This window comes from Vibrio sp. 10N.247.311.49, assembly GCF_041467655.1.
GTDB lineage: Bacteria > Pseudomonadota > Gammaproteobacteria > Enterobacterales > Vibrionaceae > Vibrio > Vibrio crassostreae_C.
The window spans coordinates 187,480-200,039 of record NZ_JBFSVA010000002.1 but is presented as its reverse complement, the minus strand read 5'-3'; the positions used below and the strand labels follow the sequence as shown (position 1 = coordinate 200,039).

The 12,560-nt window shown below is 44.0% G+C and carries 11 protein-coding genes; 6 read left to right on the top strand and 5 right to left on the bottom strand.

Features of this window, described 5'->3' with window-relative positions:
* Positions 1-22: 22 nt before the first annotated feature.
* From AB6E54_RS03660 to AB6E54_RS03645, 4 genes are all read left to right on the top strand, one after another.
* Positions 23-769 (top strand): phosphatase, encoded by a 747-nt coding sequence (locus AB6E54_RS03660; protein WP_017059533.1) that lies wholly within the window; start codon positions 23-25, stop codon positions 767-769.
* A gap of 144 nt (positions 770-913) precedes the next feature.
* Positions 914-1,309: a cytochrome b562 gene (locus tag AB6E54_RS03655; RefSeq protein WP_017059534.1), complete on the top strand. Its 396-nt coding sequence runs from the start codon at positions 914-916 to the stop codon at positions 1,307-1,309.
* A gap of 301 nt (positions 1,310-1,610) precedes the next feature.
* Positions 1,611-1,961, top strand: a complete 351-nt coding sequence (locus tag AB6E54_RS03650; protein ID WP_017064798.1) for a hypothetical protein — start codon at positions 1,611-1,613, stop codon at positions 1,959-1,961.
* Between the two features lie 111 nt (positions 1,962-2,072).
* Complete coding sequence (locus AB6E54_RS03645) at positions 2,073-3,608, top strand: PepSY-associated TM helix domain-containing protein (protein ID WP_372107176.1); 1,536 nt, start codon at positions 2,073-2,075, stop codon at positions 3,606-3,608.
* 111 nt (positions 3,609-3,719) lie between these two features.
* Here AB6E54_RS03645 and AB6E54_RS03640 read toward each other — a convergent pair whose 3' ends face one another.
* Together AB6E54_RS03640 and AB6E54_RS03635 are read right to left on the bottom strand one after the other, a co-directional pair.
* Positions 3,720-4,103, bottom strand: coding sequence for a VOC family protein (locus AB6E54_RS03640; RefSeq protein ID WP_102393573.1), 384 nt, complete (start codon positions 4,101-4,103; stop codon positions 3,720-3,722).
* A complete protein-coding gene (locus AB6E54_RS03635) occupies positions 4,103-5,035 on the bottom strand; it encodes a LysR family transcriptional regulator (protein WP_017059538.1) in 933 nt (310 codons plus the stop codon). Before AB6E54_RS03635 ends, AB6E54_RS03640 begins: the two co-directional genes overlap by 1 nt.
* A gap of 455 nt (positions 5,036-5,490) precedes the next feature.
* Here AB6E54_RS03635 and AB6E54_RS03630 point away from each other — a divergent pair, with 455 nt between their 5' ends.
* Together AB6E54_RS03630 and tdh are read left to right on the top strand one after the other, a co-directional pair.
* Positions 5,491-6,684, top strand: coding sequence for a glycine C-acetyltransferase (locus AB6E54_RS03630; RefSeq protein ID WP_017064793.1), 1,194 nt, complete (start codon positions 5,491-5,493; stop codon positions 6,682-6,684).
* A 110-nt stretch (positions 6,685-6,794) separates the two neighbouring features.
* Positions 6,795-7,826 carry an L-threonine 3-dehydrogenase gene (gene tdh, locus AB6E54_RS03625; protein WP_017059546.1) on the top strand — a complete coding sequence of 344 codons (1,032 nt, stop codon included), beginning with the start codon at positions 6,795-6,797 and terminating at the stop codon, positions 7,824-7,826.
* Between the two features lie 128 nt (positions 7,827-7,954).
* Here the strand turns inward: tdh and AB6E54_RS03620 are convergent, their stop codons facing one another.
* The 3 genes from AB6E54_RS03620 to AB6E54_RS03610 all read right to left on the bottom strand — a co-directional run bounded on the left by AB6E54_RS03620 (position 7,955) and on the right by AB6E54_RS03610 (position 12,262).
* Complete coding sequence (locus AB6E54_RS03620; RefSeq protein WP_017064792.1) at positions 7,955-9,181, bottom strand: DUF819 domain-containing protein; 1,227 nt, start codon at positions 9,179-9,181, stop codon at positions 7,955-7,957.
* 541 nt (positions 9,182-9,722) lie between these two features.
* On the bottom strand, positions 9,723-11,645 hold the full coding sequence (locus tag AB6E54_RS03615; RefSeq protein WP_017067137.1) for a monovalent cation:proton antiporter-2 (CPA2) family protein: 1,923 nt from the start codon (positions 11,643-11,645) through the stop codon (positions 9,723-9,725).
* Positions 11,645-12,262 (bottom strand): NAD(P)H-dependent oxidoreductase, encoded by a 618-nt coding sequence (locus AB6E54_RS03610; RefSeq protein ID WP_372107260.1) that lies wholly within the window; start codon positions 12,260-12,262, stop codon positions 11,645-11,647. Before AB6E54_RS03610 ends, AB6E54_RS03615 begins: the two co-directional genes overlap by 1 nt.
* Positions 12,263-12,560: the final 298 nt, after the last annotated feature.

Here is a 12,560-nt window from a genome sequence, read left to right as displayed (position 1 = left end):
CGAGCGAAGAGGGCATTGATTCATGGAACTCAAAGTAGATACTCACACCCACACATACGCAAGTGGTCATGCTTACAGCACATTGATCGAAAACGCCAAGTCGGCAAAGCAAAATGGTTTAGCCATGTTTTGTACTACTGATCATTCAGAATCAATGCCGGGCGCGCCACACTATTGGTTCTTCAGCAATCAGCGTGTGCTCCCTCGTTTTATTGAAGATGTCGCAATTATTCGAGGTGTTGAGTCAAACATCATGAACACACAGGGTGAAATCGACATTCATCCGAGTGTGGATAAGAACTTGGATTGGGTGATCGCGAGTTTTCATGAGCCAGTATTTCGCCCATCGGATGTCGCTACCCATACAGAAGCATTGTTGAATGTGATTAAGGGCGGTCGAATTGATGCGCTTGGTCACTTAGGCAATCCTAATTTTGATTTCGATTTCGAAGCCGTTATTCAATGTGCGGTTGAGAACAACGTGGCGATTGAGATCAACAACACCACACTCAAAGGCAATAGCCGAGTTGGCAGTGTTGACCGCTGCTATGAGATTGCAAGAATAGCGAAAGCGAAGGGTGCATTTATTACAACAGGCAGCGATGCGCATTTCTGTTTAGATGTCGGTGGCTTAGACTTAGTCGCAGCATTGTTAGATGAAGTGGGCGTAGATTCGAGTAAAGTGATTACCCATTCGCCAAAGCAGTTCCTAGCCTTTTTGGCCTTGCGCGGTCGTAATGAAATCCCAGAATATTCAGATCTTGTTTAAGAGAATGTCGGCGGGTTTGCATTTCGACACAATCAATTTTTGTGCCTGAAAGATTTTTGTATACACTAGCCGAAAATAATAAAGTCGAAGTGCCACAGTAATGACGGCTCTAACTTCAAAGACACCGCTTCACTTGGAGAAACAATGAAAACTCGCTCAATCCTTTTATCTGGCTTAATCGCTGCTTCAGTATTGTCTGGCAACGCATTTGCTAATGTAGACCTTAAGAAAAACATGCAAGAAATGAAGCTTGCGTTCAAACAAGCGGCAGAAGCTCAAAGCATTGAAGAGATGCAAAAGCCTATCGTTCGTTTAGATACGCTAGTGGCAGAGCTGAAAACGGGTGTTTACCCAGTCGAGAAAGAAGACAACTTCATGGAAGGCTTCAAAAAGATCAGTGCATCACTGGATAGCATTGAGCAGAAGCTAGACCAAGGTGACTTAGCGTCGGCACAGCAAGAACTTCGTACTATTGATGGCCTTCGTGAAGAGTACCATGAGAAGCGTAACCCAAGCATCTGGAGCAAGATCTTCGGTTAATTCGTTAATCATGAACGTTTGCTAGATAGGTAACAAAGAGCAAACCTCAAGATTCGATTTCTAAAACGCCGCCTTACATTACCCTCTTTCGAGGAAGGTGTAAGGCGGCGTTTTTATTGTCTCTTTTATCGAAAGCCTGCTGCAAAGAGATGAGTATTACTTTGTTAGCTTTAGTGTTGTAACCAGTATTTAACGAAAAAGAGTGTGCGTTAGCTTCAATTTTTTAACTTGCTGTTAATCTTTACGTTTACCTATATTCCAAGTCCCTCATAATAAGGGAAATTTATAAAGACTTGGAATAATGCGCCGAACCTCGTTCAACTTCTTCATGTTACTTGCAACAGCATTAAGCTGGGCGCTAGTGACATTAATGCCTGTTATCAATGCTCATGGTAATAGTGCGGGAGTATGGGCGTCGTTATGTACGGTCAATGGCTTTGAATTGGTTCAAATCGAAGAAGGCGAACCTAATACTCATAAAGGAAAGCCGTGTCCGTTTAGCCATTTTTCCACGTTTCACCAAGATGAACTTCCCACTACACTGCTGACAACTCGACTGAGTTCTATTGTCTCCGACAGCTACGCTTTTTTGGCTCTAAGCGAACGCTACACGAGGCAAGCCCCGCGCGGCCCTCCCTTTGTTATTGCTTAAACCTAACCCATTAAAATAATTAAAAAATAAAGTATTAAGTAAAGTTAAACATGCTCAGATTACTTTCTGATTTTTCAGAAGGTATGTTTGCGTGTGTCAAAGGAAATTATAATGTTGAGAAATGAATCTCAAACCCCTGCGAAAGCACAAGCAACTTCGCAGTCTAAAAGCAGTGCAACAACCGGTTCGGAAACCAATATAAAAAGCAAAGACCGCAATAAAACCCTCTATTTCCTCACATGGCGCTGGCACTTCTATGCTGGGCTATTTGTTATCCCGTTTATGTTAATGCTGAGCATTACAGGTTTGGTGATGCTGTTTGATGATGAAATCGAATTGACTTTCCACCACGAAGCCCTAGAGATTGTTGCATCGGGCGAGCCGATTAAAGTGTCACAACAGTTAGCTGCAGTACAACTTCAATACCCACAAGGTTCGGTTACCCAGTTTGTTCCGAGCAAAGCTCCTGATCTGGCTAACCGCTTTTCGGTAGCACTTGTAGACGGCACATCGGTCTTCGCCACGGTAAATCAATATACGGGCGAAGTGGTCGGAGAGATTCCGCGTAGCGACAGCCTGTACCAACTCGCGAATGACATTCACGGCACTTTGTTGATTGGTGATTGGGGTGATTATCTAATTGAAGTCGCAATAAGCTTGTCTATTCTGTTGCTCATCAGTGGTATTTACTTATGGTTACCTAGAGATAACGCGAGCCGCGCTGGTTTTCTTAAGCTTCGATTTGGTTCAGGAACGCGTATTTTAATGCGTGATCTGCATGCGAACATTGGAGGTGTGTTATCGCTCGTTCTGTTGTTGTTTATTCTGTCTGGATTGGCATGGACAGGTTTTTGGGGCGGTAAGCTTGTTCAAGCATGGAGCACTTTCCCTGCTCAAATGTGGGACGATATTCCGTTGTCTGATAAGACGCACGCTTCCCTCAACCATGGCTCAGAAGAAGAGCTACCTTGGAACTTGGAGCAAACACTATTGCCTTTGTCTCAAGATAAGCCAGCAGAACACGTTCATCATGTGGAAGAGGCGACGGAACCTCATGATCACTCTAAGATGGGTGAAGATCACTCTCAACATGTGTTGTCAGCAAGCAACTTCGACATTGATGACGTTACTGAAAAAGCATACTCACTTGGTTTCACTCAATACAAGGTGAATTTCCCGCGTTCAGAAACAGGTGTTTACACGGTCACAGCCAACACTATGGGCGGTGACATCATCGATCCAACGCAGGATCGTACTACGCACCTCGACCAATACTCAGGTCGTATTCTGGGTGAGGTGACATGGCAAGATTATAACTTCATTGCCAAAACGTTAGCGGTAGGTATTTCATTGCATCAAGGTGACATCAGCATCATTAACAAGCTTCTAAATGCTTTGTTTTGTTTGGCGTTCATTGTTGTGTCCGTGACTGGCGGTGTGATGTGGTGGATACGTAGACCTTCAGGTCAAAGAAAGCTTGGCACGCCACCGAAGTTTGGCGATGCAGGGCTTTGGAAGACAGGTTTAGTGATCGTGATAGTTATTTCAGTACTGTTTCCACTGGCGGGAGCGACGATCGTGACAGCAATGCTGCTGGATTGGTTACTATTTTCACACGTTGAGAAATTCAAGACGGCATTGAGTTAATTGATATACAAACTGACCTCCTTTTTCAGGAGGTCAGTTTCATTATTCAGATGACATGCTCTGTTTATTAAGAAGACGTTAGACTTGTACAGCTCTATATTTGATAAAGCTCTAGATTTCATAAAGCTCTAACGGAAGCCCGTCAGGATCGGCAAAAAAAGTAAATGCTTTACCTGTAAATTCATCAATTCGGATCTGTTCGACTTCGATTCTTTGTTCTTCCAAATAGCTTTTGATTTGTTGAACGTCATCAACACAAAAAGCTAAGTGTCTTAGCCCTTGAGCTTCAGGAAAGCTAGGTCTTTCCGGTGCGTTAGGGAAGCTGAATAGTTCTATCTGAGCACCATTAGGTAGCGCTAAATCAAGTTTGTACGACTGGCGAGCCTCTCGATAGTTTTCGGCAATGATCTCAAGTTTTAAAATCTCGGTGTAAAAGTGCTTCGATGCGTTGTAGTTTGAACAGATTATGGCTGCGTGGTGTATTCCTTTCAACATCAGTTTATTTCTCCTGCCAACTTGTCACCTAAGTGCTCCATGGCGTAATCAATGAATACACGCAGTCGAGCGGGCATGTACTTGGTTTGAGCAAACTGCATCGCAATCGCACCATGGTAATTACTCTTGATGGTCCAATCTTCCAACACTTGTACTACAGACCCTTCAGCCAACGCATCTTGAATCACGAAGTCATGGAAAATACCGACGCCTAGACCTTCTTTCACACCTTTCAGTCGCATCTGCGAGTGGTTAACTGCGTAACGTCCACTGACGGGTACTGTGTGAAATTCATCATCTTTAAGAAAATCCCAAATGTGATCTTTGTCTGTCTCTGCAAGATACAAACAGTCGTGTTCAGACAGCTCGGTAGGGTGGTGAGGAATCCCCTTGGCATCTAAATAGTCAGGGCTTGCACACAACACGAGGTTTGTTTTTCCTAACTCTTTCAATACTAAGCTTTCGTCGGGCTTATCAGTCAGGCGGAAAGCAATGTCGATGCCTTGACGTAAAATATCGATGTCGCCGTCAGCCGCTCTCAATTTAAGTTGGATTTCTGGATACTGATTTAAGAATGGAACAACGAAAGGCTGCAATACCGAATTCAAGAAGGCTTCAGGCGCCGCTACCGTTATCGAGCCTGCAGGTTCGGTATGGTCGGAGGTAGACAGTTCAACGGCTTGTTGCGCTGCGTTGATCATCACCACACTCTGATCATAAACCAATTGACCCGCTTGCGTAATGATAAGGGTACGAGTGGTACGCTCAAACAGTTTCACCGATAGCGCTTTTTCCAAGCGGGTGATGAGCTTACTCAAGGCTGATGGTGTCACGCCTAACTGTTTTGCTGCAGCCGTAAAACTACCTTCGTTAACCACCAAAATGAACGAGGCGAGATCCGGAAGCAGGGCGATGAGTTTTGGGTTAATCATAAGTATCCAGTTAAGCTAGTTTCAACGATGAACTTAATGGTCATTGTGAGCGATTTACTTTGATTTGTGAATAAATTTCATTAATTGATTGACGTGATTGCTCTGATAGGTTGTTGTGTTTGAAGCTCATCTGTATAGCGGCGTTGCTGCTGCGCATTCTGAGATGAAAAATTGAGATTTGATATGAAAGCGAAATTAGACGGAAATTATAGCTAATTTGGCGTTTAAAAAAGCAGGTGAAGGGCGTTTATGTGCCCTGCGTCACTGGGATGAACTATTATTCGTGCCTGTGATTCATTAATGTTTTTCCAACTAAAGGGATAATCGAGAAGGAGATGTTCAACTAGAATAGGGGTATAAGTTTTACAGTGTAAATGATCGAATTGAAATCGTTTACATCCCCTACATAATGCGGCGCGCGATGCTGCTGAATAATAATTAGGAAGGAATAGACAATGTCTTCTGCATTTTACCAACAGATTCAAACTCAAATCGAAGAAGTTAAAGAAGAAGGTCTTTACAAGTCTGAGCGCATTATTACTTCTGCACAAAAAGCAGCGGTTTCTATCTCGACTGGTGAAGAAGTACTAAACTTCTGTGCAAACAACTACTTAGGTCTTGCTAACCACCCAGCTCTTATCGAAGCAGCTAAAGATGGTATGGATCAGCACGGTTTTGGTATGGCTTCAGTACGTTTCATCTGTGGTACTCAAGATTCTCACAAAGAACTAGAGCAAAAGCTTTCTACGTTCCTAGGTAAAGAAGACACTATCCTTTACACATCTTGTTTTGATGCAAACGCTGGTTTGTTCGAAACAATTCTAGGTAAAGAAGACGCAATCATCTCTGACGCACTAAACCACGCATCTATCATCGATGGCGTTCGTCTGTGTAAAGCAATGCGTTTCCGTTACTCGAACAACAACATGGAAGAGCTAGAGCAGCAACTTATCGCTGCTAAAGAAGCTGGCGCTCGTCACACACTTATCGTAACTGACGGTGTGTTCTCAATGGACGGCGTAGTGGCTAACCTTCCTGCTATCTGTGACCTTGCAGACAAGTACGACGCACTAGTAATGGTTGATGACTCTCACGCAGTGGGCTTCATGGGCGAAAACGGCGCGGGCACTCACGAGTTCCACAACGTTGTAGACCGTATCGATATCATCACTGGTACTCTTGGTAAAGCAATGGGTGGCGCTTCAGGCGGTTACACTTCTGGTAAGAAAGAAGTGATCGACTGGCTACGTCAGCGTTCTCGTCCATACCTATTCTCTAACTCTGTTGCTCCTGCAATCGTATCTGCGTCTATCCGCGTTCTAGATCTTCTTGCGGAATCTGGCGACCTACGTACTCAACTATGGGAAAACTCTGCTCACTTCCGTACTCGCATGGAAGAAGCTGGCTTCACTATGGGCGGTGCAGACCACGCAATCATCCCAATCATGCTTGGTGATGCAAAAGTAGCGGCTGAGTTCGCTGAGCGCGCACTAGAGAAAGGCATCTACGTTGTAGGTTTCTCTTTCCCTGTAGTACCAAAAGGTCAAGCTCGTATCCGTACGCAAATGTCTGCTGCACACTCTCGTGAGCAACTAGACCGCGCAATCGATGCGTTCATTCAAGTTGGTAAAGACATGGGTATCATCTAATTTTAAAGGGATGCCACGAGCATCCTTTAATTAGATAGAGCAACACCCAGTAGAATATATAGATTTTTGATTCTCGCCTTACAGTTAGGCGAGATGAACTAGGTAACATTATGAAAATTAAAGCACTTTCTAAGCTAAAGCCTGAAGAAGGCATTTGGATGACCGAGGTTGAAAAACCTGAAATGGGTCATAATGATCTTCTTATTCGTATTAAGAAAACCGCAATTTGTGGTACTGACGTACATATCTACAACTGGGATGAGTGGTCACAAAACACAATCCCAGTACCTATGGTAGTAGGTCACGAATACGTGGGTGAAGTTGTTGGCATTGGCCAAGAAGTTCGTGGTTTTGAAATCGGCGACCGTGTATCTGGCGAAGGTCACATCACATGTGGTCACTGTCGTAACTGTCGTGGCGGCCGTACTCACCTTTGTCGTAACACAACAGGTGTTGGTGTTAACCGCACTGGTGCGTTCTCTGAGTTCCTTGTGATTCCTGCGTTCAACGCATTTAAGATCCCTGCAGAAATCTCTGACGATCTAGCTTCAATCTTTGACCCGTTTGGTAACGCAGTACACACAGCACTTTCTTTCGACCTAGTTGGCGAAGACGTGCTAATTACTGGTGCTGGCCCAATCGGTATCATGGCTGCAGCTGTTGCTAAGCACGTTGGTGCTCGTCATGTTGTAATCACTGATGTAAACGAGTACCGCCTAGATCTTGCTAAGAAAATGGGTGTGACTCGCGCAGTAAACGTGATGGAAGAGAAGCTTGAAGACGTAATGTCTGATCTTGGCATGACTGAAGGCTTCGATGTAGGCCTAGAAATGTCTGGTAACCCATCTGCGTTCAACAGCATGCTGACTAACATGAACCACGGCGGTAAGATCTCTCTACTAGGTATTCCACCATCAGACATGGCAGTAGACTGGAACCAAGTCATCTTTAAAGGCTTGGTTATCAAAGGTATCTACGGTCGTGAGATGTTCGAAACTTGGTACAAGATGGCTTCACTAATCCAATCAGGCCTAGATCTAACACCAATCATTACTCACCACTACAAAGTGGACGACTTCCAGAAAGGCTTCGACATGATGCGCTCTGGTATGTCAGGTAAAGTAATTCTTGATTGGGAATAAGCTTTAGCTGAGTAACAAGATATTAGAAAGGCGACAGTTTTTACTGTCGCCTTTTTTACATCTCGGAACTCAAGAAAATGGGCGATATGATCAAGGTTCAGTTGCCCATTTTTTACAGCAATGAGTTGTTAACCCAATGCAGCAGCCTGCATGATTAGGCCACAGATGTAAGCGCCGTATGTACCGAGTGCGTAACCAAGTACAGCCATTAGAATACCTACTGGAGCTAATGCTGGGTGGAACGCTGCCGCTACGATAGGAGCCGATGCAGCACCGCCGACGTTAGCTTGGCTACCTACTGCCATGAAGAACAGTGGTGCACGGATTAGCTTTGCCATCACAATCATGATAATCGCGTGGATGGTTAACCAAGTGATACCGATGAAGAAGTAGCCTGGGTTATCCAAGATAGCTGTGATATCCATCTGCATACCAATAGTGGCAACTAGGATGTAGATGAATGCAGAGCCCACTTTAGATGCGCCACTGTGCTCAAGGCTGCGTGTTGATTTGAAGCATGAAGCAATGAGTGCAAACGTAGTCACCATTACGATTAACCAGAAGAATCCAGAAGTCAGGCTGTATTGCGCCAGTTCAGGAGCATTAGTTGAGATCCATGGTGCGATAATGTCGCTAAAGAAGTGTGCTAAGCCCGTAAGGCCAAACGCAATCGCAGTGATCTTCATTAGATCCGTTGTCGTCGTCGGACGCGCGTTTTCTTCTTGGTACTTAGATACGGTTTCTTTTAGGTCTTCGATAGATGAAGTATCGGCTTTTAACCATGCATCAATCTTCTTCTGACGACCTGCCATGATAAGCAATATTGCCATCCAAATATTGGCACAGATTACGTCCACAGTAATCATCGCAGAGAACAACTGATCGTCAACTTCAAATACTTCTTTCATTGCAGCTTGGTTTGCACCACCGCCAATCCAAGAACCTGCCACCGTTGTTAGACCACGCCATACATCACCCGATACAAGGCCAGGATTTATTTGGTCGATGATCAAGATAGCCAATGGGCCGCCAATGATAATACCGACAGTACCGGTTAGGAACATGATGACGGCTTTTGAACCTAGTCCAAAGATCTTGCGCAGATCTGCAGAGATGATCAGTAGAACGAGTGCACTCGGAAGTAAGTAACGGCTTGCAACAAAGTACAGTTTAGAATTCGAAGCATCGATTATGCCGAAGCTGTTTAATAAAGAGGGAACAAAGTAACAGAGCAATAGACCCGGAACGAACGAGTAGAATTTTTTCAGTGCGCTATTTTGGCTACTTTCCGTGATAAAAACACCGCCAAGAATAACAGCTAACATGCCCATTATTACAGCATCATTAGTAATCATTATTATATCTCCTTTAAGGTGAGCGCAAAGGTCTCACTTTTTTGAATTGCAGGACTATACCGACAACCGCTAGTCGTTACAAATTGTAACGATAGACATATTTTGAAATGTTTATGTTAATTTTGATGGTTTGAATTTGTGAATGTCGTGCGTTATTTATTTGATTGATGAATGAATCTGTTAGGGGTTTTGCGGCGTATTTCGATATATGCAATGTAATTCAAGCCTTAGAGAGTGGTCGCTAAGAATTGGGTGGGTGCTTGAATGGTAGGAATGAGTGCATATATAGCCATGTTTTTGGTGTGGTTTATGCGGGGTGGGAATGTTTCAATAATGTAAAAATCGAATCCACTTTTGCCATGTGGTCAGAAATTAAAAATTTTAGCTAGATCACACAAATCTTTCGGATTAAGAGTTTCAGCACCTGATACTTGTGCTCATTTGAGGTTTTGTCGGGGTTAAATGAAAGAAAAAGCGGCTCAAATAGCCGCTTTTGATGGTTGAATAGCATGGTTATCTAGAGCTGTAGTCTAGATTCTGCTTAAGACTCTTCTTCCTCAAAGCCATCTGCATAGCCTTTCGGTGGAGGTGTCCAACCACGTTCAGAACGAGAGTGTTTGTCTGAACGGTCTTTTTTCATATCTTCTTTCATTGCTTCTTCAAGGTGAATGAAGATTTGTCGGTAGTTGTTGTCGTAGCGTGGGTTCTCTTCCGCTTCAGACCAAGCTTGGTAAAGCTTTTCAGACTTACGGCTCTCAACGCGTTGATAAGTCGATTTTTGCTGCTCGACGAAGAATGGGTGATGACCCAAAGAACGCAAGGCTTCAGCGCCCATTTCAAGAGCAGAATGGTAGGTCTCTGATTCAACAAAGTCTGCCCCCGCTTCTCTTAGGCGATAACTATGACCTCGGTCGAATGCACGCGCTAAGACTTTCACTTTAGGGTAGGTGTGTTTAACGTATTTCACTAATTCAACGCTTGAGTCTTGGTTGTCGATTGCCACTACTAGCATCGCGGCTTCTTCGATACCCGCGGTATGCAACAAGTCGTGACGAGTAGCATCACCAAAGTAAGATTTAATATTGATGGAGCGTAATAAGTCCACTTGGTTTGCTTGATGATCCAATACTACGGTATTGACGTCATTTGATACCAACAAGCGGTTTACGATCTGACCAAATCGGCCGATGCCTGCAATGATAACGGTACCTTTCTCTTCTATTTTGTCTTCTTCTCGATCGTTCGATTTTTGCTCGTAACGGGGCAGAATGACTTTATCAAACAGAATGAACAGACCAGGAGTTAAGAACATAGAGAGGGCAACAACCAGTGATAGTGTTTGAACAATATCCGCAGGTAATACATGGTTCTGTGCTGAGAAGCTGAGTAGTACAAAACCAAATTCCCCCGCTTGAGCCAAGCTCAATGTAAATAGCCAGCGGTCGCTGTTTTTGATTCTGAAGATTAAAGCCAGTGTAAACAACACCAAGGCTTTCAGCGCCATCACGCCAAGAGTTAAGCCAATGATGAGTGCGAAATCGTTAAATAGAACGCCAAAGTTGATACCTGCGCCTACCGTGATAAAGAACAATCCAAGCAATAACCCTTTAAACGGGTCGATGTTAGATTCCAGTTCGTGCCTGAACTCACTGTTGGCGAGTACCACACCTGCTAAGAAAGTACCTAGGGCAGGCGACAAACCAACAAGGCTCATTAGCGCGGCAATACCAATCACCAACATCAGTGCAGTTGCAGTGAAGATCTCGCGTAAGCCAGAGCTCGCAACAAAACGAAACAGTGGCCGACTTAGATAATGTCCACCGACGACCACAATCGCAATTGAAGCCGTAATAACAAGTCCGTATGCCCAACTTGGCAAACCTGCAACTAAACTGAGTTCATCATGGTGTGCAGCGGTTTGGGCGGCACTTTCTGCCAAAGCAACCAATTCAGGAAGAGCCAACAAAGGGATGAACGCCAGCATTGGGATAACGGCAATATCTTGGAACAAAAGTACCGAGAAAGCGTTTTTACCGCCTTCCGTTTTAGACAGGCCTTTCTCATTGAACGTTTGTAGAACAATGGCTGTCGATGAAAGCGCAAAGATCAAACCGATAGTTAAAGCAATCGTCCAAGGTTGACCAAAGAACTGTGCAATTCCCATCACGATAGCGGTCGTACCACCAACTTGAAGGCCACCAAGCCCCATCAATCGGTTTCTCATCGCCCATAGCATCTTAGGTTCAAGTTCAAGCCCGACTAAGAACAGCATCATCACTACACCGAACTCGGCAAAGTGCTGGATGGTTGTTGTCTCTTCGCCAACCAATCCAATGATGGGACCAATCACAACGCCAGCGATTAAGTAGCCGAGAACTGATCCAAGTCCAAGTCTTTTGGCAATAGGGACCGCAATCACGGCTGCAATTAAATAGATAAATGCTTGTAGAAAGTATCCCGTCATTATTTAACCTCTGCCATCAATTCTTCCACAATATGGTTCAACTTTTCTGCCTTGTTGGCTCTTTTGATGTTGATATCACCTGCAACCAAGGCCTGTAAAAGCGTTCTGTAGCTATCGACATGCTCTTGAATGCGGTTTTCTTCCAAAGCGGTACGCGAGCCAAATAACGCAAAGGGCGCGAGATAGTTCATCCCGCACAGAGAAGCGGTTTGTTCGATTGGGTGAAGCAGTTCTCGAATCGTGAAATGGTTGTAACCATCACTTTGGTAGGCATCTTTTTTACCTCCTGCAGTAATGCTACATAACAATTTCTTACCCTGTAGTTCATTGCCTTCGGCGCCGTAGGCGAAGCCGTATTCAAGAACAAGGTCTTGCCACTCTTTAAGAATTGCCGGTGTGGAGTACCAATACAAAGGGAACTGAAAAATGATGATGTCATGGTCTAACAGGCGTTTCTGTTCACGGTCGATGTTGATTTTAAATGTCGGATACTCGGCATAGAGATCGACACAGGTAACACCGTCAACGCGTTTGGCTTGTTCAAATAAGGGTTTGTTTGCTTCAGAACGATGTTGAGAAGGGTGAGCGAATAGCAGCAAGACTCGATTTTTCGACATATAGCCCTCTTTGTCCATTAACGAATAATATTTATTGGAATTATAGATATACAATAATAGAAGAATGGTTGAACAACAACGAATTAGCCCATACTTATCTATCTAGATGCGTGTGTTTTTAGGTACTTAATTATATAAAACATCCGTCAATTTGAGTATTTCTGGCACAAGCCGCCGATGACTGAGTAAAACTAATTATTCACGAATAGTAAAAGCGAATATGGGCATTTTATGTCACCGTTGGTGGGTAACGTAAATAATCCCATAACCCTACATAGAACGATAATGAATAAAGGAA

Excerpts from the sequence above, each read along its gene's own strand:
- AB6E54_RS03660 (WP_017059533.1), top strand. The coding sequence starts at position 23 with ATGGAACTCAAAGTAGATACTCACACCCACACATACGCAAGTGGTCAT.
- AB6E54_RS03655 (WP_017059534.1), top strand. The coding sequence starts at position 914 with ATGAAAACTCGCTCAATCCTTTTATCTGGCTTAATCGCTGCTTCAGTA.
- AB6E54_RS03650 (WP_017064798.1), top strand. The coding sequence starts at position 1,611 with ATGCGCCGAACCTCGTTCAACTTCTTCATGTTACTTGCAACAGCATTA.
- AB6E54_RS03645 (WP_372107176.1), top strand. The coding sequence starts at position 2,073 with ATGTTGAGAAATGAATCTCAAACCCCTGCGAAAGCACAAGCAACTTCG.
- AB6E54_RS03640 (WP_102393573.1), bottom strand. The coding sequence starts at position 4,103 with ATGTTGAAAGGAATACACCACGCAGCCATAATCTGTTCAAACTACAAC.
- AB6E54_RS03635 (WP_017059538.1), bottom strand. The coding sequence starts at position 5,035 with ATGATTAACCCAAAACTCATCGCCCTGCTTCCGGATCTCGCCTCGTTC.
- AB6E54_RS03630 (WP_017064793.1), top strand. The coding sequence starts at position 5,491 with ATGTCTTCTGCATTTTACCAACAGATTCAAACTCAAATCGAAGAAGTT.
- tdh (WP_017059546.1), top strand. The coding sequence starts at position 6,795 with ATGAAAATTAAAGCACTTTCTAAGCTAAAGCCTGAAGAAGGCATTTGG.
- AB6E54_RS03620 (WP_017064792.1), bottom strand. The coding sequence starts at position 9,181 with ATGATTACTAATGATGCTGTAATAATGGGCATGTTAGCTGTTATTCTT.
- AB6E54_RS03615 (WP_017067137.1), bottom strand. The coding sequence starts at position 11,645 with ATGACGGGATACTTTCTACAAGCATTTATCTATTTAATTGCAGCCGTG.
- AB6E54_RS03610 (WP_372107260.1), bottom strand. The coding sequence starts at position 12,262 with ATGTCGAAAAATCGAGTCTTGCTGCTATTCGCTCACCCTTCTCAACAT.